Below are 25153 nucleotides of genomic sequence, written 5' to 3'. Positions count from 1 at the left end.
CTACACCGTAGTGCTGGTTGGCATCATCATCAGTAAATTCAGTTCAAAACCAGATCAACATTAAATTATGCACATTGGCAGATCCTATCAATTAAAAGAATTCCTTGTCTGGACAAGGAGAACCATTTATTGGGTGCTCCTGATTGGGGCAGTCCCCACCTTGCTTTACGAAGGCCTGGGTGTAAAATGGCTGGCCATTCCATGGACAGTAGTCGCACTCTTAGGCACAGCGACTGCATTTATTGTGGGCTTTAAGAATACCCAGACCTATAACAGGACCTGGGAAGCAAGACAAATATGGGGATCAATTCTCAACAGCAGCAGATCATGGGGAGTGATGAGCAGGGATTTTCTAACCCATCAGCCCCACGAAACAAAACAGCTGGTGTACCGGCATTTCGCCTGGTTAACTGCACTACGTTATCAAATGAGAGAAAGTCGTGTCTGGGAAAATAGCACCAACAGATCAAATCAGGAGTATAAAAAATTCTATACCATACCGGAAAGAGAAACCACACTTGATGAAGAACTGGCAAAATACCTTCCTGCAGCAGAACTCCGTTATATCTTAACCACCAAAAACCGGGCAGTACAATTGATGAGCCTCCAATCGAAAACCATCAGATCCTTATTCGACCGGCAATTGCTGGACAGCTACCAGTTTGTAGAGATGGAAAGAATGGTGAAAGAATTTTACGACCATCAGGGAAGAAGTGAAAGAATCAAAAACTTCCCCTACCCGCGTCAGTTCGCAACCATCAATGGATTTTTCATTAAACTTTTCTGTTTCCTGCTCCCATTTGGCTTACTTAAAGAATTTGACAAACTCAATGAGGGCATGGAGGGTATTATGAAAGGAAATATGGTCTGGATGGTCATTCCTTTCAGTGTCCTGATATCCTGGGTGTACACCTCATTAGAAGTGGTGGGAGAAAGTACAGAAAACCCTTTTGAAGGAAATGCGAATGATGTACCTATTTCTCAAATGAGCAGAACAATAGAAATAGACATGAGAGAAATGCTGGGGGAAACAGATTTACCTCCTGCACTTCAACCTAAAAACAACATTATCTTATAAAATCAGCCCCATGAAAAAAAGAGAAAAACTGGCCTTGGTCCGTACCCATTACCCCAATGCAATTACCACCATAGACAGCGTCAACTGCCTGATCGACTTCGTAGAAGAGCGACTGGACCTCGAGCCTTCCCAGATTATGCTGGCCGATAGCATTTGTAGTGATGATGTGAACAGCATTCAATACCCGGTCAGGGCGAGTGAATTTCTGGGGCCATTTAAAATGGGAGGTCTGGATGGATTCCCCTTCACCGGGCTAACCGGAATGGGGGCTTTTGCCAGTCATGTTCCCGATGAAGGTGCAGTCTTTGTTTACTATGGCCCTCATATTGGCATTTCAAAAGAAGGAGTTGTTGGTGAGATCCATAGATACGGACAACATAAAGGGACAGGTTGTTGCGGGGCGGCAAAGGGCGCTTTAAATAAATTACTCAATAATGGCATCATCCCCGGCAACCTAAATGATATGGATTATCAAATGAATACAATTGAACAAATCCTGTTAAAAGAAAAAGCAAGAATTGTCAATGCCGGGCATCCTTTGAAGGAAGCAACTGAGGTGATTTATGAAGCCATTGATAAAAGGATCAATGAATTGGTCAGCCAGACTAAATACACTTGTAAATACGTCATTTTATTAGGTACAATTCACATCAACAGCGATACTGACATAGGCTCTTTTACCTCTGCTAAACGCTTTGAGCTAATTGATCTTGCAACAAATGAGCGACAAAACCTGATTGGAGAATTTTTGAAATAAAACCGCGATCAATAATTGTATATTAGCCTTAAATCTTAAGCTAAATTATCAACTATGAACTTAAATAGCGCAATACTAACCTCCGCTTTGCTACTGGGAACAGCCGGATTTACGAAGGCACAGGAAAATGCAAAACATGAAGATACTGAGTTTTATACCCCTGTACCAGTGGTTGTAACTCCTGCAAAAACGGCCGGCAATGCGCCCTCAGATGCCATCATCCTTTTCGATGGTAAAAACCTGGACCAATGGGTAATGACAGACGACCGCTCACAACCTGCAAAATGGAAAGTAGCAAAAGGAGAAATGACGGTAGACAAAACCACCGGAAATATTGAAACCAAACAATCTTTCAATAATTATCAGCTTCACCTGGAATGGAAAGTTCCGGCAAATATTACCGGCGAAGGCCAGTCTCGTGGCAACAGCGGGCTTTTCCTGGCTTCAATAGGAAAAGGGGACCTGGGCTACGAATTACAAATCCTGGATGCTTACAACAATAAAACCTATACCAATGGGATGGCTGGAAGCATTTATAAGCAAACTACTCCCCTGTTCAACCCGGCCAGGAAACCGGGAGAATGGCAAACCTATGATGTCATCTGGACTGCTCCGACATTCAATACTGATGGTTCCCTGAAAAGTCCGGCAAAAGTAACTGTAATTTATAACGGCGTAGTCGTACAGAATGGTTTTGAATTGAAAGGTCCGACTCAATATGTGGGATTACCATCGTATAAACAAGCACATGGCCCATCTCCTATTAAACTACAATCTCATGGAGATAAAAGTGAACCGTTGAGCTTCCGTAACATCTGGATCAGAGAACTTTAAAATAAAGACAACCTATTTACATCATAAAAAACCGGCTGAGATAAGCCGGTTTTTTATGATTGTTTTGCCAAAAAACAGATACTATATCGCACTTCCGGCAACAGGCACCCAGTCTATTTTTTTAATTCGCAGATCTGTATTTTTTTATTTTGAATAAATCTAAATAACATTACCTTTGGCCTGATTACACACAGGGGATTGTTAGATATTACAGAAATAAAAGCACAGGAACTACCTTTTCAGATCAATGAGGAGACATTTGCCCTTGTCTATAAAATCTACTGGAAAAAACTCTATTACCTTTGTTATCAAAAACTTCAGGATCAGGATCTTTCCAAAGACATGGTCCATGACCTTTTCAGGTCTATCTGGGAAAGACGCAATGAGCTACAGATTTCTGATTCTATAGAAAAATACCTGGTCAGATCCATAAAATTTAAAATATCTACCTATTTTCGGGAGAAAATTCAGCAGGAAAGAAATCTTGAGGAGTCGATGCGTTATTGTAAGGATACTGATTTAGTTACGGAAAAACAGGTTGCATTTAGCTTTCTCACCAAAGAAATCGCATCCTTGGTAGAGAAGTTACCTGAACGGTGCCAGCAGATTTACAGGTTAAGCCGGGAAAATGGGATGAACAATCGTCAGATTGCCGCCTCTCTTCTTCTTTCGGAAAAAACCGTAGAAAACCAAATTACAAAAGCCCTTTCGTTCATCCGTCAGCATCTTTCGGCTTATAAAAACGAATGAAAATAACCCATATCGCCCTCCTGCTGATCAGCAGCTGCCTCATCGCCTGTCAGACTAAAGAAGCCGGAAATCAGGTCGATTCCGGAGAACAATATCAATATGGACTCCTGATTAATGCAGAAAAAGGCTCCCGTACTCAGGATCGCTTGCTCTGGTTAAACAGCCTGGATTCCGGTGAATTAATCCATACGGATCAAGGCATAGACATTTCAAATACTTTAGGTGCGGGTGTCATCCTCCGGGATAGTTTTTTGATTAGCCTTGATAAAAAGACAGAAATGTTGAGCAAGTATACCTACCGCAAGGGATTACAGCCAGCAGGAAAATTACAGCTCAAAGATTTCAACTTCATTGAAAACACCATGGACCTCGGCCAGGGAGAACTGTATATCAGTGGACGAGGAAAGACAAACCGGGATAAATATCTTATCATCGACCCAACGCAAATGATACTTAAAAAATCTGACTCCTGGCCTTTACCCGTCGCTAAGGATCAGAGCAGGCATGAGACTTTCAGCAGTTATCATAATGGGAGGTTATACCTTGGCTACAGCTCATTCGGCGTTGATTTTAACCACTGTAGTGATACTTCTTATCTCGCCATATTGAATTATCCGGGTATGGATGAGCTGAAAATTACAAAGGACACACGCTCGGCCTTTCCCGGAACTTCCATAAACGGACTGTTCAATTCCTTTATGGATGAAAAGGGCGATCAGTATATCCTCACTTCTCCCGTATTTTACCATGGTAACCACCCTACCGCAACAACGGCTTTTTATAAAATCGGAAATACTGCAAATGCTTTTGATAAAGATTACTTTTTTAACCTTTCTGAATTGTTAAACGGATTACATTTGCTGGGAATAACTGCTGCCGGAAATGGTAAAGTTATCCTGGTCAGCGCTCCGGTTCCGTCTACAGGAAAATCAGATTATTATGTCGCCGATGTGTATAGGAAAACCCTGACGCTCTTATTAAAAGATCAGCATCAACCAAATTTCATCTGGGGTACCAGTGGCTTTTTTGACGGGAAAAATGCTTATTTCATTGTCAATGAAAAAGAACATCAGGCACAGGTATATCGCTACAATTCAAAAAGTAATCAATTGAATAAAGGTTTAACAATCCGGGGAACGGTTTCTCCAGGATCTTCATATCTGCTCTTCTGTCCTAAATTCAAATAAAAAAACGAGGTCCACATCTTATTTAAAAAAAATCTAAATAAGACGTAGGGGTAATTCTGCTTTCGGTCTACTCTATAGTAATGGGCGATCAGAACATCACAGCAGAATTATTAAAAAAATACCACTCCGGCTTATGCAGCCCTGAAGAAATTCAGGAGGTTCTGGCATGGATGGATTCGGATGAAGAAGCTCCCCCTTCCCTACACAGTCTGGAAGAAGAACAGGAAATAGAGCAGTCCCTTTGGAACAGCATTCATCGTTCTACCCTGGCAAAGGATCAGAAAAACAGGATTAAAAGACTTCAACTGTATCGCTATGGAATCGCTGCCAGCCTTTTGATCAGTTTATCCGCTTTGTTTTTCTTCTACCATCAGAACCAATCTATAAAGACAACTTTTGTCAATATTAAAAACTTCGGAACAGATGGAACAATAGAAAAAAATATCGGTGGATTAATCCTGACGGCACTTCCAAAAACCAACGTACATGCGGTTCTAAATCAATCTATGTATTCAGGAGATGTCAGCTTCTGTGATGCCGTGCTGGTCAGAAATGAGTCTCCAAATGACATTAACCTTCAGTTTCTCAATACCTGTTCTTCAGGTATAGCGAAACCAAAAAATTATATCCTAAAAACAGGTATTACCTATGTTGCGGTGCGTGTTGACTGGAAATCTCCCGAAATTATTGTGGTAGACCAACGTTATCTGGAAGATCTGTTACCCTTAAATGTAGCCATGAGAATAAACAAGAAAATACAATCGATATAATACAGGTTTAACAAAAATGAACCGCACTGCTGGTAACAGTACGGTTCGGCCCGGTAAACGGGTGATTTAACGTTTGATAATTAAAATCAATGCAAATTAACAAAATTCTGCTGACAGGGCTTTTTTGTGCCCTTAATTTCTTCTCCTATGCCCAGAATTCCGGGCAATCCAGCCTCAGAGGTAAAATTCAATCTACTGATTTTCAACCCATAGAAGCTGCATCTATCCGAATCCGTTCCTTAAAACTTGGAACAGCAAGTACAGCGGATGGCAGCTATCAGTTTTCTGCAATTAAAGCCGGATCATATACCATAGAAGTATCTGCGGTCGGTTACCTGACTAAAAAACAAAATGTATCCATCCCTGCCCGTGAACAGCTTCTGATCCTGGATATCAGCCTTCAGCATGACGACCAGCAAATGCAGACCATAAACGTTGTCGGGAAAACTGAAAAAAGAAAACTGGCTGAATCAGGATTCAATGCAAATGCAATAGAATTGAAAAACCTGGTGAATACCTCCACCGATCTGAACCAGGTACTGAGTAAAAGCACCGGAATCCGGGTAAGGGAAACAGGCGGAATGGGTTCGGATTTCAACTTTTCCATCAACGGACTCTCCGGGAAACAAGTTAAGTTTTTCATCGACGGCATCCCGATGGAAAGCTTCGGAAGTACCATGACACTGAACAATATTCCGGTAAACCTGGCCCAAAGAATAAATGTATACAAAGGCGTGGTACCTGTAGAGCTGGGGGCTGATGCACTGGGTGGTGCGGTAAATATAATTACCAATCAGCAGGTTAAACAATACCTGGATATGAGCTATAGCTATGGCTCTTTCAACAGCCATAGAACGGCACTCAGTGCACGACACACCGATGAAAAAACAGGATTCACCGTCAACGCAAATGGTTTTTACAACTATGCTGACAATGATTACACCATGAAAGGAATCGAAGTTTACGATTACAATCAGCACCGTTATGTTCCGGGAAAATTCAAAAGATTTAACGACGGTTTCCACTCAGGAATGGGTCAATTAGAAGCTGGTTTCCGCGACAAGAGCTGGGCAGATGTCCTGATGGTAGGCCTGCTCTATTCTTCCAGCTATAAAGAACGTCAGACTGGAGCAGTACAGGAAAAAGTATATGGAAAACTTCATTCCTTTGGAGATTTCATCATGCCCAGTCTGAAATTTAAAAAAACAGACCTCTTTGTAAAGGGATTGAGCGCAAGTCTTTTCGCGACTTATGCAAAAGAAAAGAATACGACTGTAGATACCTCCGCGGCAAGATATGACTGGTCTGGTCACATCACTGCCTATGATAAGAATTTTGGAGAGAGAGGACAGATGTCCATCTTCAAATCCACCAATAACTTTGCCATTGTAAGGACAAATTTATCTTATCTCCTGGATCAAAATAACTCTTTCAGTCTGAATTACACCCTCAATGCCGGAAGAAGAAAAGGATTAGAAACATTTAGCTCAAACCAGAATGCAAATGCACTGGATGTGCCGAATAAACTGGATAAAGGAATATTAGGACTATCCTGGCAAAACCAGTTGTTTAGTGAACGGCTAAGCACGTCAGTTTTTGCCAAATACTATCGCCTGCACAGCTATATCCGAACAGCAAAATACTTTAACAGTACCGGTTATGTAAAAGAAGAGGCCGATAAAACCAGCAATTACTATGGTTATGGATTAGCAACCCGTTATAAGATAACGGAAGAAATCGGGATTAAAGCTTCATTTGAACATGCTTACCGATTGCCGGAAGTCGAGGAGCTCTTTGGAAACGGAGACCTGATTCTGGCCAACCCGCTGCTGCTGCCGGAAAGTAGCGACAATATTAACTTCGGCGCTTATTTTTCTAAACAGTTGAACGACCATCGTTTTGCCCTGGAAGCATCTGCTTTTTACCGCAATGCAAAAGATTTCATTCAGGAAATTCCCGGTGGAGTTTTCTCTTCCTATAAAAATATGGGAAAAATCCGCATTACCGGACTGGATGCCGAGCTGAGGTATCATTACAAAGGACTGTTATCCTTCACGATCAATGCGAGTTATATGAATGCGATCCAGAAGGACCAAAACCTCAGTTCTTTTAATGAACGACTTCCAAACCAGCCCTGGTTATATGGAAATGCAGATCTGGGTATCGGAAAAAATGACTTACTGGGCAAAGGGAGCAGAATTCAGTTGAACTGGTTTACTCAATATACACACTTTTTCTACCTCGCATGGCCAGCCCATGGAACCGTGGCCAGTAAAGATCAGATCCCAGGACAAACCATCCACAATGCAACACTAACCTACTCAGTACAGGAAGGCAAATACAACATCGCTCTGGAATCCAGAAATATCCTTGATACCATGGCTTACGATAATTTCCGTCTTCAAAGGCCAGGAAGGGCATTCTTTATCAAATTCAGGTACTTCATCAGATAACCAGCATTCTTCAAAGTATAAACATCAAACACAATATAAAAAATGAAAACATCCAATAAGACCATGCGTACGATAGCGCTGCTTGCCCTTGGAGCAAGTTTATCTTTTGCCGCCTGTAAGAAAAGTTCAAAAACAGAAAACCCTGTTGATACCACGACGCCTGATGCCAACAAATTTGCCATTGTTGGGGGCCTGAACAATCCCACGGCATTATACCTCCTGACTACAGGAGACCTCAGTACAGGAGTAGTGACAACTGTAGGAAAAGGTACAGAAATATCAGGTTGGAGCCGCCTGTTAAAAAATGGTTTCTATTACAACCTCGCCAATAATAAATTTAGCAAAAGTAAGCTTGAAAACTCAATACTGACAGAAGTTGCAGCCATTCCGGTAACAGGAAATGTAATGAACGGCTACTGGTTAAATGACAACACCGTATTGTTCAGCGGAGGAAATTCTACCGCAGCAAACGCCATCATGAACTATACCATTGTCAATACTGAAAGCATGACTATCGTTAAAACAGGATCATTTGGGAAACAATTGCTTCAGCCTACTGACAAGAGCATCTATACCAGTTCCTGCTTCTTAAAAGGAGATAAGCTTTATGTCACTTATGCCATTTACAATTCAAACTGGACGGCCACGGATACTGCTTACCTGGCCAGTGCGCCTTACCCTGCTTTAGATCAGGTGACCATCACCAAAGATACCCGTTCTACTTATCCGGGATCCTTTGCACCCATCACTCCCAATTCTGTAAATTACAACAATGATGTGTATATGATCAGTAATACCGGCGACCGCTGGGGCGTAAATCCAGCTAAACCTACCGGAATCTTTAGAATCAAAAACGGAGCAACTGCTTTTGACAGCGATTACTTCTTTAACCTGTCTGCAATCAGCGATGGAAACCGCGAATACTACGGTCTTTGGGATTTAGGAAATGGAAAAGCCATTACCCGTATGGGAAGAAAAGACCTGCTGGTAGAATTTGACGATTACAACAATAAAGATGTTTTTGAATACTATGTGATTGATGTCGTAAATAAAACAAGAACAAAACTGGACCTGCCTTTAGACAAAGGGGTATTGGTTTCGCCGGTATTGGTTGAAGATAATAAAGCTTATATCGCCATCTCTTCTTCCTCGCAAGGCAAATTTGTATGGACGTATGATATTTCTTCAGCAAAGCTCACAAAAGGTCTTGAAATTAAAGGTGTTGACTATATAAGTACCTTATCCAGATTTAAGTAAAACGCATTTGTACCGGTCGCAGCAGGTATGCCTGCTGCGACCTTTTTTATAGCTGTTCCTCCGAAATGTTTAGAAAAATTAATAACTGGCTACACCTCTGGCTAGGCCTGATCTCCGGCATCATCATGTTTATCGTCTGTCTGACAGCCTGTCTCTTCGTATTTAGTGAAGAGATCAAAGACCTCATCTACCCGCCCGTCCGCATCAGTCAGCAAGCCAAACCGGTTATCCGTCCTTCCAGGATTACCGGTATCGTTCAGGAAATTTTCCCGGGCGAACCGGTTTCAATGGTTACCTATAAGAAAACACAGGCCATTGAAGTCGTTGTTAAAAACTGGGATAACAATCCGATGTTGCTCTTTTTGGATCCTTACAGCGGGAAGGTCCTGGAAAAAAGAATCATGCTCAACAAAACAACAAAGTTCTTTTATCTGATGGAAGAAGGTCACCGGACCTTATGGTTGCCCTGGAATACCGGACGACTTATAGTCAATTACGGAACACTCATCTTTGTTTTTCTTTTGATTACAGGGCTGGTCTGGTGGTATCCTAAGAAATGGAACAAATCTACCAGAGATAAAAGTTTCAAGATCAAATGGACTGCAAAATGGAAGAGAATCAATATAGACCTGCATAATGTATTGGGTTTTTATTCCATGATACTTCTGCTGATTCTTTCATTGACCGGCATGATCTATGGCCTCAAATGGTTCAGCAACGGACTATATTGGAGTACTTCCGGCGGAGCTTCACTCCCAGCCTGGAAAGCCACGCTCTCCGACAGTACAAAGGTGAATACCGGACCTGGCATCGGACGGGTCCTGGACCACAGCCTGGACCTGACCATGCAACGTTTTCCAGATGCAGATGGCTATACCTACCGGACACCCGACACCTCAAATAGCAGCTCCAGCATAGAGATCAATGCGATTGCGAGCCTGGGAAAAACCTACGCCAACCAAAGCTTACACTTCGACCGGCATACGGGGCAGGAAATCAAAAAAGAAGCCTACTACGCTGCAACTTACCAGGAAGCACCTTTTGGCACCAAACTCAGGCGACTCAATTACGACATTCACCTGGGCCAGGTTTTAGGCCTTCCCGGAAAGATTATTGCCTTCATAGTCAGTCTGATTGGTACAAGTCTGCCGGTAACCGGATTTATTATCTGGTACAACAGAAAATTCGGAAAAAAGAGTAAAAAGAAAAAGAGTTGAAAACTTATTTATCAGGAACTGTTGCATAACTTTAAGTTTTAACGTTATAGCGCATATGAAAAAACTATTAATCCTTCTTGTTGCAGGCTTTGCATTTGCCGGTTGCAGCACCATGAAACCTTCAGGAGATAAAAACATGATAGAACTCAGCGGAAAAATCCAGAAGTCAGGAATGACTACTTATCAGTACGGCAGTCACACCATTCAATCAGGCGACAAAACCTATGCGCTGAAAAGCACTGCTGTTGATCTGGATACTTTTGCAGATAAAGATGTCGTACTAAAAGGGACGAAAGTAGCAGGGTATCCGGTTGAGAATGGTCCTGATCTGATTGATGTGAAAGAAGTAAAAATTAAATAATAAAACCAATGGTGTATTGAAACTCCTATAAGTTCAATACACCATTTTTCAGCCCTATCATTATCCCAGGTTCAATTTTCCTTCTATAGAATCATCCAGGGTTTTTCCTGTTGCCGCGCCCAGCAACATCTTTATGCCGGCAACGAAATTACCATGTTTGGTATCCCAGTAATAACCTTCCTCAGGAAGAATTTTAATCAGGGAGATCCTTGGATCATTTTCTCCTTCCGTAAACCATGTTTTCATTACAGGACTCCACAATTCTCTGATTTTTGACCGGTCATTAATGATCTCAGCCTCCCCATTCAGATAAAGAAAATCGGAATGTTTTGAACCCTGAAAATAGAGCTTAACATGCGGATCAACTGCAATCTCCTGGTTGGTATGACTATCGTTAGCACTCACAATCCAAAGGTATCCCTGTTCATCCACTTGCTGAACGCTCATTGGCCTTACCCCTTTAGAGGGTCCGCTTAGGGGTTCGGTACAAAAGAAACAAATGTCCGATTGACTGATCATCTCTCTTACCTTTTCTAAAGCCTGCTCTCCATTTAAGTTTTTCTGATTTTCTTCCGGTTGATTTCTGTTGATGCTATTCATAAGACCTGTTTTTGTTTACAATGACTATGATATTAACACCTCAGCTCCACAAAATGTTCTCTTTTCCCTTTTTATTTGTCGGATATCGGGCGCTGTCGGTCGACCATCCGGTCCTTTCCGTCATTGCTTTGATTTGTTCCCCTTTCTATTGAATATCTTTATTCCTAAACAAAAAACAACTCATGAAAACACCTCTTTTTATTATTCTTATTACACTTTGTTTCCATGCAAAAATTCAGGCACAGCAGCTAGATCCCGGTATCAAAAAAGAACTGGAAAAAGTAGTGGCTGATTTCGGAGCCAGTATTATCGAAAAAGATAGTACCAAATTCTACCGGTTGTTCCACGACGCTCCGGTGGTCTGGATAGGCGTAGATAAAGAAAAGAGTCATCAACATTTCCTCAGTAAAAACAAGAACCTGAAGAACAACTTCTTTAAAGATAGTCCCAGAGGATTTTTCAGGGGAATTATGGAAGAACAAGAACCACAGGAAGAAAAATTCTATAATGTAAAAATCGAAGGGGATGAACGTATCGCTGCCATCACCTTCGATTATAGTTACTGGAGAAAAGGAAAGAAACAAAACTGGGGCAAAGAAAGCTGGGCCTTAATCAGGGCAAATGGTTCCTGGAAAATTACCAGCGTATTGTTCTCCGTGGAAATGGAAAATATAGCTGCAGAACCGGCCCCCGAAAAGTAAAAAAGCCTGCCGGAACCGGCAGGCTTTTCCTGTTGAATTGTATGCTGTTACCTGTTACAGTCGGCTGTCCAGGTTGCGCCATCTCTAATGACTAACATTTTTAATTTACTGGCATCAATGGTGATCCCCGTAAGACCTGAACCCACACTCACATAAGAGTTGTCGCCGGATTTTTCGAATTTCACACCTTTAATGTCCGGAATATCACTTCCGAAATAAAAATTATAGGTGTCTCCAACTTTACTTACGGTAATTTTTCCATCCGTTCTAGAGATGTCTGTGTCACCTTTCTTATAGGAAATCGGACCTTTGTAGGTACCTATAAAAAAGTCTGTCGTCGCCGGATCTTTGTCTTTCTTACAGGATACCATGATCGTCATCGCGATCAGAAGCATGCTGAAAATTTGAATTGTCTTTTTCATAGTGTAGTCTTTAAATGTAACTTTAATAAGACAAAGGTTGTGCCAACAAGTGCAAAAAGGGCTTAAGAGACCTTTTAAGGGATACGGCATAGATATTGCATCCACATAGACTAAAAAGAAGTTATGAATGTAAAACGAATTTTTGGAACCATTTTAACCATCCTAGGGATTATTGGTTTAATCTATGCCGGATATGGTTTTTTAAAACATGCCGTTCAGACAAGGGAGCTAATTGTCGTATCCATAATTGGCCTTATCTTTTTTGTTTCCGGCATTAGTCTGGTAAAGAACACCAAAGACGAATCCTGATCAGTTATTATACCGTCTAAATGAAAACAACGGGCAAATACAAATTGCCCGTTGTTTCCTGAATAAGAATTTTATAATTAATTCTACTATTTGCCTTTACTCAGGTCTTTGATTCTTATATTCCTGAACTGTACCGGAGAACCGTGCCCAAGGAAACCAATGTGACCACTATTACGTAACAAACCAGGATGAGGCTGTCCATCAGCAGCGCCATTTTTTCTGGCATCGGTAATGTCTGCATCCAGGATCACCGTTCCATTCAGGATCACTTTAATTTTAGGACCTTTTACAATTACCTCTTCATAGTTCCACTCTCCTACGGGCTTCAAGAATCCCCGTTTCGCAGGAACTGTTCCATAGATAGAGCCATGATACTGGTAAACATGCAGGTCTTTATAGATCGGTGCTTCACTATCCAGTATTTGTAGTTCCATCCCTGCATAAGCAGCATCACCTTCTAACGGAGCCCTGATTCCCAAGCCGTTATTAGCTCCGGGAGTCAATTGAAATTCAAAGCGATAGATAAAATCGCTGAACTCTTCTTTGGTAAACAAGTTACCACCAGAACCTTTTCCAGGTTTCGGACGAATGGCAATGTTTCCATCTTCGATTACATAATCGGTGGTATTTCCCATCCAGTTGTGCATGTTCGTACCATCAAAAAGTACTTTATAACCTTCTTTTTTTTCCTGAGCACTCAGTTCAAAAGGTTTAACACGTGGAAGCTCCCTGATATAAAGATCGCGGTAAGCCACCGGAGAACCATGTGCCTGCAATTCTATCTGCTCTTCAGCAAAAATGGCCATGTTTTTATTCCAGTAATTTTCCAGAATCACATTGTCCGTTACCAGCACCCCATTTAAATAAACGGTCACACGGTCGCCTTTCATCAAAATACGGAAGGTATTCCATTCATCCAGTTTATTATCAGCTACTTTAAGCGGTTTGCTTTCATTCACCTGGTTGTTGTATAAACCTCCAGAACCTACCTGAGCGCCAACCTTTGTGCGGGCATTGTCCCAGATCTGAACCTGAGGAGTACCACGAAGGTAAATTCCGGCATCCCCCTCTCCTTTTTTATCATCAATGATTTTCCAATCTACCAGCATTTCGAAATCAGCATACTTCTTAACGGTAGCCAGATTGTCTCCATGGCTTGCAAACTGCAATTCACCATTCACTACTTTCCAGCTCTCTATCGCTTTTTCATCTGCTTTTGTCTGCTCTGCTTCCAGTGTTTTCGCGTCCATTTTCGAACGTTTGATCGGATCTCCGACAAGGCCTTTCCATCCGGTTAAATTTGTTCCATTAAACATGGAAACAAAACCTGCGCCTGCTTTCATCTCCGAAATATATTTGCGCATTCCCTCTTTCTGGTAACCGCTATCTCCACCGGTAATCACTTCAATAGTTTTGTTTAACAATCCTTTAACCAGGTCTCCGTTATACTCACCGGCCAGGGTAATGTTCATGACCGCATTTGCTGCTGCCTGCTGTAAAGCAGGATCGTCTAAATATTTACCTGCAAAAATGATGGCATTGAAACATTTAGCCTGCTCAGTAGCCTTTAAAATCTGGTTTTTCTGTTCCGGAGTCTGCGCCACAGCCATGGCATTGCGCAGCAATAATAATTTCTGTTCTGCAGGATCTTTGCTTTCTGCGATAGAACGTAAATAACCGGCAATAGCGGTATTCAAAAATTCAGGATTTTTTGTCGTACGTGCAATCTTAATTAATGAAGGAGCAGCGCTGCCATCTACCCATGAAGACAAAGCTTCCAGACTGGCTTTCTGAACCTGGTCATTGCCCGAATCATAGGCATCATTTACCGCCTTTAAAGATTTCTCTCCTCCTAAACCTGCCAGCACTTTATAGAAAAGCAGTTTTTTACTTTCCGGAGCAGTAGCCATTTGTTGCAATACCGCATCCACCTGTTGCGATTGATCACCGGGACCATTTACAGCAGCAATAATTGCAGATTGTACCGCCAGTTCCTGCGCTCCTGAACTTTCGTTCAATAAGGTAAACAACTTTGGTAAATCATCCTTTACCACCACCCTGCTTAAAGCAGCATATGCAGCTTCCTGTACTTGCGGATTCTTACTTTTCAACTGATCGTAAACCGTATTTAATTCGGAATTTGCAGCGCGCGAAGCCAGGATATTGATTAATGCGATCTGCACTTCAGGTCTGGCAGAAGGAATAGCAGCAGCCACCTTTTGTGTGATTCCGTTTCCTTTCATCCGGTCTATCGCAGCTGAAATAGCCGTCACATCAGCAGCATCGCCCTTACTCATCGCCTTCAGGAGCTCAGGAAGCACCTGATCCTGACCAATATTTGTAGCCGCATTAATTGCTGCAAACCTCACATTTTGATTTTTACTTTTAAACAACTTAAGGATTGCCGGCAACGCTTCTTTGGCATTGCTTTCGCCAAGCATGTATAACACATCCGCTTTCGCATCATCCTCAACTTTGTTCAGTTTATTAAGCCAGGCAGGAGTTGAAGCAGCGGTTACATAAGGGACAGCAAATTTAAGTGCGGCCGCACGATATTTGGCATTTTTATCTCCGGCAGCATTTAAAAGGATTTCCCCATTATTTTCTTTATTGGCATCTACCAAAATCTTTAGTGCACCCGTGCGAACATTTACAAGTTCATCAGCAGTAGTTTTGGCCAATATCTTTTCGCCAATCTGTTTTGCAAGCGCAGCGTTACCATTTTTCAGCAATTGCTCTGCGTAGATCAGGTAAACTCCCGTAGCATTGGTATTTTCATATTTATATCCGCTTTTTTCGGCAGCCGCAGCCAGTACGCTTTCCGAAGAAGGATCTGCGATATAGGCAAGGGCATATAATGATACTTTAGCGGTATTTACATCGGTACTTGTAGCCAATGCATTAATGGCCGGTGCAGCTTCTTTAAACCGGCTGTCTCCCAAAGATTCAATGATGGAAAGTTTTGCGGCGCCATTTGCCTGTGGCAATGCCGTTAGCATGGCTGTTTTTGAAGCTACTGTATTGATTTTAACCAGCGCTCTTCCGGCAGGATCCGCCAGCAGCGGATCACCCAGAAAACCTTGCAGGCAAGATACCGCATCATCTTTACCGACAAGTTCCAGCTGGCTGATAATAAATGATTTGTTTTGTGGATCTGTAAGTTTTGGTAAAGCTTTACAATAAGCGTTTACCGCCATTTTTCTCCAGTTTTCCTGCCCATTTTGGGTGATATAACCAGAAAAACCGCCAATTGCATATTCCAGCAGCGAGTTGTTTCCTTTGCCTGGAGCGGCAAGCCCGGTAATTAAGGTAACATATCCGTCTTCTCCAAGCTGAGCGATATCGTTCACATTATTTTTCAGCAGTTTTTCATCCTGTGCCGGCATTTGAGCCAGCAGATCGGCAATACGGGTGCTGACCGTACGTTGGTCCTTTTTATCCTGTGCCTGAGCTACATTTTGCAGCACAACTACAGCCAGCAGGATAAAGCATATCTTTTTTATCATCGTAATAGGGGGTAAAGTATTCATTTGAGTTTCTTTAAGGGAACAGGTTAATTTAAATGGTATAAGGGGCACGCATTACCGGATTAATCAGTCTGTTTGCACCTTCGTCATCAATAAATTCCTGTTTTACCGGATCAAACTTTAATGAACGGCCCAGTCTCAGGGCAATCAGTCCCATGTTTACAATGTTACAGGAACGGTGTCCGTTTTCTTCATTTAAAGCAAACTTCTGTCTGGTTTTAACAGAGGTTACAAAATCCGTCATTTGTGGTGCAGGCTCAGGGAATGCCGCCAGCTTACGCTCCAGGTCCGGGATATCCGACTTAAATCCCGGATAAAGTTTACCTTTAGGACCTTCGATATAAGGCACATTGGTATCCTTTCCTTCGCCGTCTAAAATAATCTGACAACCATCTGCATAGGTATAAGTAATCCTTCTCCAGGTACCCACTGCATCAGTGTGTTGTTGTGGGGCATCGATTTCTACAGAAACCGGACTGGTATCATCCTTGCCTAAAAAGTACTGGATAGGATCAATGTAATGCTGTCCCATATCGCTCAGCCCACCCCCATCATAGTCCCAGTATCCGCGGAAAGTCTGGTGAACACGATGTTCATTATAAGGCTTATAAGGTGCCGGACCAAGCCACCTGTCGTAATCCAGTTCCGCTGGTACAGGTTGAGGCGCAAGGTTGTCCTTACCTACCCAATAAAACTTCCAGTCATATCCGGTATGTTTACCTACGGTAACCTTTAAAGGCCATCCCAATAAACCACTGTCCACTAATTTCTTAACTGGTTTTACGGTGGTTCCCATTCCGTAAAAAGTATCTTTAAACCTGAACCAGGTATTCAAGCGGAACATACTTCCATGTTTTTGTACCGCCTCCATTACCCGTTTACCTTCTCCGATAGTATGGGTCATTGGTTTTTCACACCAGATGTCCTTACCTGCATTGGCTGCATCAACTGACATAATCCCATGCCAATGAGGAGGGGTAGCAATGTGTACAATGTCTACTTCGGGCAATTTAATCAGCTCGCGATAATCGCTAAAGGTTTTAACGCCCTTGTCTAACATAGATGCCGCCTTGTTAAGGTGTCTGGTATCTACATCGCATATTGCTACAACCTGTGTTCCATCGTAGCCAAAATGTCCACGTCCCATAGACCCCACGCCGATTACGGCCTTGGTTAGTTTGTCGCTGGGCGCGATAAATCCAGTTCCTCCTAATACATAGCGGGGCACAATAGTGAAAGCCGCCATTCCGACGGCGGCCTTGGTAATGAAATCTCTTCTCGTTGTTTGCGTTGTTGTTTTTTTCGGTTCCATTGTTGTTTAGTGGTTATTATTCGGTCTTATGTGTTGATTCTGGTAAATTGATTTATCCAGGCAAATTAAGCTTAAAAATGATCCTATAAAACTATTTGTACATACATTATAAATGTTCTGCAGCAGCAACGCTCCTGCAGAACCTAATGTAACCAGTTTTTTACTAATGGAGTGTCGGATCAAACGTTCCACCCCAGTCTTTATTCTGTTCTAATTTTTTAGTCTTACCAATTATAGTTTGTGATATCGGAGCAAAGTAATACTTATCAGGTACCACATTCATCTGCACTCCTGTTCTTGGTATTTGCAAAACAACATATTTAAAATTATTTTCCTTTAACTGATTTGCTTTAGCCTGAGCTGCAGCCGCACTGATCGGCATTTCCGATCCGTCTGCTGATATGGCAATCGATTCAATTCCGTATTTGGGATTGTTATTTAACACATTGAACATTCTCCAGCGGCGTAAATCATTGAACCGGTGCCCCTCAAAGCAAAACTCAATATTTCGCTCATCCATTATGGCTTTTCTGATCTGATCCCGGCTTATGGCGATAATTCCATAATTAGCAGCTGCCCCCGGGTCAATACCTGCACGCTTGCGGATTTGCTTTAAAATGTCCAGAGCCTCTGCAGCACGACCAGTTTCATTTGCCGCTTCCGCATAATTCAGCATCACTTCCGCAAAGCGCATCAACACAAAATCTGTATCATATTGCTCTACCTGTTCCTGTTTTAAATCTAATCTGCTATTTTTTAAGATAAAAAGCCCTGTATAACGGTTTCCATTTTCTGATTTCTCGGTAGAGTTCGGATTAATTCCGAAGTTATCCAATGCCGGAGCTACCCCAAGAGCGGTGTACTGTCTGTATCCATCCACTTTACCGGAAACAGGATAGGCTTTTCCATTCCACAATATGGACTTATCAAACCTTGGATCTCTGTTTTCCCAGTAAGATTTCAAAAACTGCTCATCCGTTTTGTAATAAGCACCTGTAGGGTCATTGTATAATTTACCATCTTTCATCGGAAAAGCTTTTACAAAATTCCAGGTCGGGCAAGATCCCGCCGGTCCTCTGCTCAATGAACCCGGACGGGTACCATTATCCCAATTCGCTACCTTGTTCGGGAACTTATTGATCACAGAAAAAATAACTTCACTATTTCGTTCGGTCAGCGCAATATTTGAATAATTATCTACCAGTGCAAATCCTTGTCCTTTCAAATCATCATAGGCTAATTTATTAGTGGTATAAGCATCAGCCCAGAAAGTATTGTCCCATGGACTCGAAGGATTAAATTGCGGGGATGCTTTGTACAATAAGACCTTTGCTTTAAATGCCAGTGCGAAATTGCCATCAATTTTTCCCCAGTTACCTGATGATGGAGCAGTTTTTTTAGGTAGCATTGCAATGGCCTGATCCAGATCTTTTGCGATAAACTCAAAACACTCTTTGGTAGAGTTTCTAGGTACATCCAGATCATCAGCATATCTGTCCTGAGGAATTTTGATATAAGGTACCCCACCATAGGTAGCGACCATCCCAAAATAAACATAGGCCCTTAAAAAATAAGCCTGACCAAGGATCGCATTTTTATCTGCGGTGGGCAAAGAGCCCTTTTCTACATCAACCAAAGCCTGATTGATTAAACGGATCCGGCCATAATCCCAGTTGCCAAGTCCACCGTTGGTTACGCTAACCGCATCCGGATAAAAAGGAATACCGGCCAGCTGATCTGATCTCCAGTCGGCAGCTGCATTCCAGTTCCCAAAAACAGAATAGATATTTGCCATATAGGCATTGGCTAAATTAGCATCATTCCACACCTTTTCAGGGCTATAGCTATTGATATTTTCGACATCTAAAACCTTCTTACAGCTTGTCGAAAGTGAGATGACTAATATATATAAGATAATTTTTTTCATGATAAGTACGATGATCAGTTAAAATTTGACGTTTAATCCAAGAGTAAATGTTTTCATTACAGGAAAGGAATCATAATACCTCTGTTCCGGATCCTGAAACTCTTTCATATCTGAAATGGTCAGCAAATTAGTTCCATTCAGAAACACCTGAGCACCGGAAAGCTTTACTGTACTCAACCAGCTTTGAGGTAAATTATACGCAATATTCAGGTTCCTCAATCGGAGATAAGCACCGTTTCTGATCCAGAAAGTAGAGTTGTTCGTTCCGGATTCCGCCCAGTTGGCACCCACTACACGAGGATATTTTCCATCCGGATTATCCGGGGTCCATACATCGTCTGCCCAGATCGGATAATACGTTCTGAAACTCCCTCCATGCTGGCGCATGCCGCCACCTTCCAGGTTACTGATCATCCTGTCGTACCCTCCTACACCCTGAAAATGAGTATCTATTGTAAATCCTTTCCAGCTCACATTAAAGCCTAAACCAAAATTTATCCTCGGTTTATTGTTGTTACTCAACAACTGAATATCATTATCATCTACTTTTCCATCTGGTCCTGGCGTATAGTTATCTCCTCTGATGTCCTCATACAAAATCGCACCTAGATATGGTGTGCGTCCATAAGTTTTATAGCCGCTTGCAATCAGCTGATCCAATTCGGCCTGGGTGCGAATAATTCCTTTAGCCTTAAAGCCAAACAGCCGGTCGGCAGGTTGCCCGATAGCGGATTGCCAATGGCGGTTTCCCCCTTCCAGATAATCTGCGCCCTGGTCTAAAATGTCCCACCTGTCTACCGCATAACCTATATTTCCGTATATGCCATACGAAATTTCGTTGCCCGCAGAACCTTTCCAGTTTAAAGTAAGCTCTGAACCCCGGAAAGAACGTTCCGCATAATTCTCGGCGGCCAGTGTCTGACCATAAGAATCCGGTAGCGTAACTGTACGGCGACCTAAAATATCTTTCATTCTATTCCTGAACACCTCGATGCTTCCTGACAAACGGTTATTTAGCAGGTCAAAGTCAAGTCCGATATTGGAGTTTTCGATTGTAGCCCAGGTTACATTCGGGATTGGTGTTGCTCCCGGTGCAATGGTCGTATACAGGTTATCACCAAAAATATAACTTCCGGCGTTTTGATAAGTTGGTGTATAAGTAAATGCCGGAAGCGGATCACTGTTCACATCTAACAGATTTCCGGTTGTCCCATGAGAGACGCGCAATTTCAAATCGTTTACCCAACTTACTGCATCTTTAAAAAAGCTTTCCTGAGATACCCTCCATGCCAATGACACAGATGGAAAAAATCCCCATCTTTTATCTTTTGCAAACAAGGTACTTCCATCATATCTGAATGAGAAATCAACCAGATAACGGTTGTCAAAATTATAATTCAATTTACCGACCCATGCGCTGCTGGCCCCTAAACCTTCAAAACCGGTTCCGGTTCTGTTCGCTTCATCATTTGAATAAACAAACATCTGATCAATGGAGGTCAGCGGTGAAGAAGCTTTTGCAGTTACATTATAGGCATGTCGTTCTGTCTGCTCCCAAACGGCTAAAGCATCAACAGTGTGTTTTCCAAAAGTCCGGTTATAACTCAGGTAGGCATTTAACTGATACTTCCAGCCATTTTCTGTCTGGTACCGCAGAAAAGGTAAAGCCTGACTAAAGTTAAATGTATTGGTGTTGTTCGGGTCAGGTGCACCCGGGATGAAACGATTTCCACCCGGTTCTTTAGAGATAAAGGCATAATTTTTCTGGAAGGTCATGTACCATTTCCGTAAAAAATCATTGCCTTCATAATTGCCCACTACTTTAGCCGAGAGCCCTTTCACAAATTCATCCAGCTTGATGTCCATCGTCAGGATAGAATTCAATTGCCTTTTCTTGGAGTTAATGTAACGTTCTCCCATTACCTGGTCAATCACATTCCAGGCCTGCCAGCTTCCCATTGGGGTTTGTACCGGATATTCGGTAACCTGATTTGCAGGATTGCCATCTTTGTCGGTATAAAAAGGGTATAGTTTAGGCCAGTTAAAAGTAACCCTGTAAAAATCCCCCACATCATAATCATCATCTCCCGAAAACGGCCAGTAAAACCGGTCGTGATTTTGCTGCGCTGCCGCAACATTCAGGTTCAACGTAATAGCGTTACTCAGTTTGGCCGTTACATTCGAACGAAGGTTAAATTTTCCATAATCTAAGTTTTCATAAGATCCTTTTTCACCGGTATAACTTGCCTGTGTGTAATAAGAAACTTTTTCACCTCCCCCATTTACACTGAGCAAGTATTTCTGAGTACTTGGGTTTCTCCAGATCCAGTCGTTCACATTGTAGTTTTTATCTTTAAAATAATCAAACTCTCGCTGTCCGTTTGGCAATGAATTTCCATTGAATTCTGCCACTCTGTTCTGATAAGTCAGCTCATCTGCAGGAGTAGTTAAATCCGACAGCAAAGTTTGTGTTGGGCGTGCAGTAGTGTAAGAAGTCTGAAAATTAAAGACAGGAGCCTGATTAGATCCTTTTTTGGTGGTGACCACCACGACTCCGTTTCCTGCCTGTGAGCCATAAACCGATGCAGTTGCCGCATCCTTTAAAATGCTCATCTGATCAATTTCGTTCGCATCTAAGGCATCGAAATCAGCCTTGGTTTTTATAATTCCGTCAATAACGATTAAAGGTGAGCCAAAAGTTCCCCTGATTCTGATGTCAGATGTCGCGCCAGCTAAGCCGGAAGTATTGGTTACCGTTACTCCCGCTGCTCTTCCGGCCAAAGCATTGGAAAGATTCGTAACCGGTACATTGTTCACCTTATTCATGTTTATAGAGGAAACTGCTCCGGTAATGTTCGCCTTTTTCTGTGTTCCATAACCTAAAACGACTACTTCATCCAGGTCATTTTTAGATTCTTTCAGGACGATTTGCAGGTCCTTTTTTGCTGGCACTACCTGCGTAATATATCCTAAATAAGCAATTTTTATCATATCGCCTGGTTTCACATTTTTAAGGATAAAGCGCCCGTCCTTATCGGTCTGAGATCCATTTGAAGTTCCCTGAATGGTTACTGTTGCTGCAGGAATAGGTCCTGCCCCTTCATCTACTACTCTTCCCCTCACTTCCATCAGATCGGTATTCTGCGCAAATGCGTTACCCAATGTGGTTAACAATAGAAACAGCAAGGCACAGCAATTTTTACTGAAGAAAAAAAGCATTGGTTTAAAATTCACCTTATGGCAAATTTTGGGTTTGGTCGTTGGTCTTAACTTGGTCATAGTTTAGGATTGATTTGTGGTGTAAAACTGTTTAGGTTGGTATATATTAAAGAACGGTGGTTGCAGAAACAGACTGTAAACTAATGGTTTGGCTTAGGGAATATAATGACATTTTTTATTTAAGTTTATCACATATATGATTTTTTTATCAAAATATTTTAGTTTTATAAAATTTTTATTTAAGTCATCAGCTCTTAACCAAATAAATAAACTAACACCATGAATCTTTCATTATTAAATAACATAATCCTTTCAGAGCATAAAAATGATAAACACCTTAACCATAAATACAAAATCTTAAAGCAGCTCTTTTCTGCAGGGCCTTCTTCCATTTCAACATTATGTGATGCGGTAGGTGTCAGTACCCCAAGTATGTTAAAGCTCCTGGCAGATCTGGTGGGTATAGGCTGGATTGAAAAAAGCGGCAGTGGTGTATCTATTGGTGGAAGAAAACCAGATTTATATGCGTTAAAAAATGAAAGAGCGTTGATTATCTGCGTCGATATAGAGCTGTTCGATACCAGAATAGCTATTCTGGACAACAACTGTAACTTTATATCTGAAGTGAAAAGGGTTTCCCTTCCCATCTCAAAAAGCAGAGCTGACTTTTTTTCCATTTTACTTCCGCTCCTTCAGGAGGTATTGGAATCTGCTCAGATTGACAAAACCAAAATAATTGGTTGTTATGTGGGCATGCCGGGATTGGTAAACACAGAAAAGGGCGAAAACTACAGTTATCTGATCGATAATATGGAAAACAGTTCTCTGGTAGAAGCCTTTGAAAAAGCACTTAATCTGCCTGTTATTATACAAAATGATATGGCGGGATCAGCCATAGCCGAATTTCGCCACGGACTTGCCAAAGGCAAAAAGAATGCCCTGGTCCTGCTCATGGATTGGGGCGTTGGACTGGGAATTATTATGGATGGTGAGCTAAGAAGAGGTGCTACCGGTTTTTCCGGAGAATTTGGACACATTCCTTTTGTTGAAAACGGTGCGCTTTGTTATTGCGGAAAACATGGTTGTTTAGAAACCATCGCTTCAGGAAATGCCTTATCAAAAACAGCAAGGGAAGGTCTTTTACTAGGTAAAAAGTCTATGCTAAACGACTTATCAAAAGAAGAACTGGAAAGAATAGAACCAGAAGTCATCATCAATGCAGCAAACCGGGGCGATCAATATGCTATCCAGCTTTTGTCCAATATCGGGGCAAATATGGGTAAAGGAATATCTATCCTGATTCAATTGTTTAACCCTGAACTGATTGTCCTGACAGGGAAAATTGCAAAAGCGAAGCAATACATTACTTTACCGATGCAACAATCCATAAATACCTATTGCATGACCCAGATCAGAGAAGAAATGGTGATAGAATCTTCTGTTCTTGGTGAAAATTCCAGACTTTTAGGATATGCAACAGACGGGATAGACCGGTTTCTGGAAGCCTATCTTAGCAAAGCAAAAAAGTTAAAGAAGTAATATTCAGCCCTCAAGACCAAGATACATGGACGTTCAGCAACTGCTCTTTTTTTACCCGGAAGATCCTTTATTGAGAAAATATATCGAATATTATTACTTTTTCCGAACGGATGATGATGGCTTTTATAGCAATTATTATTCATTTCCTAATGTTGAGAACTCGTTAAACATCCATCAGCATGTTTCCTGCCAGATAGAGGGATCGACCATCAGGATACAAAATGATCCGGCCAACGACTATCTATGCATCCTTCAGGGAAAATATGATACCCCGCTTCAGGTAGAGCTCCAGGGTAAGCTCGACAAAGTCACGATCATATTTAAGCCATTAGGCATTAATCATTTTATAAAACCAGCATTTGCCGATATCGCCAAACAATCATCTCAGGTATTTACAGCCTGGGAAGATGATCAAAATTATCATCAGTTTTTAACCTCTTTTTATCGCAAAAACGATCTCGGAGATCGTTTACCACTGCTGGAAAACTTCTTATTGACACAATACCATCTGCTGGATCAGTTGCCTGTATTGGAAATAGCTTTGAACATGTTATCAGATTTCGAACGTGAGTACAGTATTACCGAAATTTCCGACACACTATCTCTTAACAACCGCACCTTTAATCGCCTTTTCTATAAACACTTAGCAACCTCTCCGGTTACTCATCGAAAAATTGCCCGTTTCAGGCATTCCCTTAAAAATAAACTCATTAAGCAACAATTCGACAACCTTACTCAAATTGGCTACAGAAGCAATTTTTATGACCAGTCTTATTTCAACAGGGTATATAAAAAGGTTACCGGAGAAAATCCATCTCAATTTTTCAACTCCATAGCGAAACTGGCAGATGAGCAGTTGATACTGAAATTTCTAAGAAAATAGCTACTGTCCAAAAAGTACAATTCGAAGTTATTTTGATGGGTTTACTTTGT

General features: G+C 41.7%; 20 protein-coding genes. 14 read left to right on the top strand and 6 right to left on the bottom strand.

What is annotated here, in order from left to right:
- Positions 1-67 precede the first annotated feature (67 nt).
- From BFS30_RS19855 to BFS30_RS19810, 10 genes are all read left to right on the top strand, one after another.
- A complete protein-coding gene (locus BFS30_RS19855; RefSeq protein ID WP_069380886.1) occupies positions 68-1078 on the top strand; it encodes a bestrophin family protein in 1011 nt (336 codons plus the stop codon).
- Between the two features lie 10 nt (positions 1079-1088).
- Positions 1089-1835: a hypothetical protein gene (locus BFS30_RS19850; protein WP_069380885.1), complete on the top strand. Its 747-nt coding sequence runs from the start codon at positions 1089-1091 to the stop codon at positions 1833-1835.
- Positions 1836-1889: 54 nt separating this feature from the next.
- Entirely contained in the window at positions 1890-2669 is a 780-nt protein-coding gene (locus tag BFS30_RS19845) for a 3-keto-disaccharide hydrolase (protein WP_069380884.1), read from the top strand.
- A gap of 198 nt (positions 2670-2867) precedes the next feature.
- Positions 2868-3419, top strand: coding sequence for a sigma-70 family RNA polymerase sigma factor (locus BFS30_RS19840; protein ID WP_167353172.1), 552 nt, complete (start codon positions 2868-2870; stop codon positions 3417-3419).
- On the top strand, positions 3416-4606 hold the full coding sequence (locus BFS30_RS19835) for a hypothetical protein (protein ID WP_069380883.1): 1191 nt from the start codon (positions 3416-3418) through the stop codon (positions 4604-4606). Before BFS30_RS19840 ends, BFS30_RS19835 begins: the two co-directional genes overlap by 4 nt.
- Before the next feature lie 80 nt (positions 4607-4686).
- Positions 4687-5376 carry a hypothetical protein gene (locus BFS30_RS19830; protein WP_069380882.1) on the top strand — a complete coding sequence of 230 codons (690 nt, stop codon included), beginning with the start codon at positions 4687-4689 and terminating at the stop codon, positions 5374-5376.
- An 89-nt stretch (positions 5377-5465) separates the two neighbouring features.
- Positions 5466-7829 carry a TonB-dependent receptor gene (locus BFS30_RS19825; protein WP_069380881.1) on the top strand — a complete coding sequence of 788 codons (2364 nt, stop codon included), beginning with the start codon at positions 5466-5468 and terminating at the stop codon, positions 7827-7829.
- A 42-nt stretch (positions 7830-7871) separates the two neighbouring features.
- Positions 7872-9086, top strand: a complete 1215-nt coding sequence (locus tag BFS30_RS19820) for a DUF4374 domain-containing protein (protein ID WP_069380880.1) — start codon at positions 7872-7874, stop codon at positions 9084-9086.
- 65 nt (positions 9087-9151) lie between these two features.
- Positions 9152-10303, top strand: a complete 1152-nt coding sequence (locus BFS30_RS19815; protein WP_069380879.1) for a PepSY-associated TM helix domain-containing protein — start codon at positions 9152-9154, stop codon at positions 10301-10303.
- A gap of 55 nt (positions 10304-10358) precedes the next feature.
- The gene (locus BFS30_RS19810; protein WP_069380878.1) at positions 10359-10664 is read left to right on the top strand and encodes a hypothetical protein; all 306 of its coding nucleotides are present in this window, start codon (positions 10359-10361) and stop codon (positions 10662-10664) included.
- A gap of 60 nt (positions 10665-10724) precedes the next feature.
- Here BFS30_RS19810 and BFS30_RS19805 read toward each other — a convergent pair whose 3' ends face one another.
- The gene (locus tag BFS30_RS19805; protein WP_069380877.1) at positions 10725-11264 is read right to left on the bottom strand and encodes a pyridoxamine 5'-phosphate oxidase family protein; all 540 of its coding nucleotides are present in this window, start codon (positions 11262-11264) and stop codon (positions 10725-10727) included.
- A 182-nt stretch (positions 11265-11446) separates the two neighbouring features.
- Here BFS30_RS19805 and BFS30_RS19800 point away from each other — a divergent pair, with 182 nt between their 5' ends.
- Entirely contained in the window at positions 11447-11965 is a 519-nt protein-coding gene (locus tag BFS30_RS19800; protein ID WP_069380876.1) for a hypothetical protein, read from the top strand.
- 47 nt (positions 11966-12012) lie between these two features.
- Here the strand turns inward: BFS30_RS19800 and BFS30_RS19795 are convergent, their stop codons facing one another.
- Positions 12013-12387: a hypothetical protein gene (locus BFS30_RS19795; RefSeq protein ID WP_069380875.1), complete on the bottom strand. Its 375-nt coding sequence runs from the start codon at positions 12385-12387 to the stop codon at positions 12013-12015.
- Positions 12388-12510: 123 nt separating this feature from the next.
- Between BFS30_RS19795 and BFS30_RS19790 the strand changes: the two genes are divergently transcribed.
- Positions 12511-12696: a hypothetical protein gene (locus BFS30_RS19790; protein WP_069380874.1), complete on the top strand. Its 186-nt coding sequence runs from the start codon at positions 12511-12513 to the stop codon at positions 12694-12696.
- A gap of 86 nt (positions 12697-12782) precedes the next feature.
- Here the strand turns inward: BFS30_RS19790 and BFS30_RS19785 are convergent, their stop codons facing one another.
- The 4 genes from BFS30_RS19785 to BFS30_RS19770 all read right to left on the bottom strand — a co-directional run bounded on the left by BFS30_RS19785 (position 12783) and on the right by BFS30_RS19770 (position 22741).
- Complete coding sequence (locus BFS30_RS19785) at positions 12783-16226, bottom strand: family 16 glycoside hydrolase (protein ID WP_237028613.1); 3444 nt, start codon at positions 16224-16226, stop codon at positions 12783-12785.
- Positions 16227-16254: 28 nt separating this feature from the next.
- Positions 16255-17535 (bottom strand): Gfo/Idh/MocA family oxidoreductase, encoded by a 1281-nt coding sequence (locus tag BFS30_RS19780; RefSeq protein ID WP_069380872.1) that lies wholly within the window; start codon positions 17533-17535, stop codon positions 16255-16257.
- A 163-nt stretch (positions 17536-17698) separates the two neighbouring features.
- Complete coding sequence (locus tag BFS30_RS19775; protein ID WP_069380871.1) at positions 17699-19462, bottom strand: RagB/SusD family nutrient uptake outer membrane protein; 1764 nt, start codon at positions 19460-19462, stop codon at positions 17699-17701.
- 18 nt (positions 19463-19480) lie between these two features.
- Positions 19481-22741, bottom strand: a complete 3261-nt coding sequence (locus BFS30_RS19770) for a SusC/RagA family TonB-linked outer membrane protein (protein WP_237028612.1) — start codon at positions 22739-22741, stop codon at positions 19481-19483.
- 219 nt (positions 22742-22960) lie between these two features.
- Here BFS30_RS19770 and BFS30_RS19765 point away from each other — a divergent pair, with 219 nt between their 5' ends.
- Both BFS30_RS19765 and BFS30_RS19760 read left to right on the top strand, forming a co-directional pair.
- Positions 22961-24220, top strand: coding sequence for an ROK family transcriptional regulator (locus BFS30_RS19765; protein ID WP_069380870.1), 1260 nt, complete (start codon positions 22961-22963; stop codon positions 24218-24220).
- 25 nt (positions 24221-24245) lie between these two features.
- A complete protein-coding gene (locus BFS30_RS19760) occupies positions 24246-25103 on the top strand; it encodes a helix-turn-helix domain-containing protein (RefSeq protein WP_069380869.1) in 858 nt (285 codons plus the stop codon).
- Positions 25104-25153: the final 50 nt, after the last annotated feature.

This window comes from Pedobacter steynii (assembly GCF_001721645.1).
In the GTDB taxonomy this organism is placed as follows: Bacteria; Bacteroidota; Bacteroidia; order Sphingobacteriales; family Sphingobacteriaceae; genus Pedobacter; species Pedobacter steynii_A.
The sequence above is the reverse complement of the archived record's forward strand: the minus strand, read 5'-3'. Positions and strand labels throughout refer to the sequence as shown.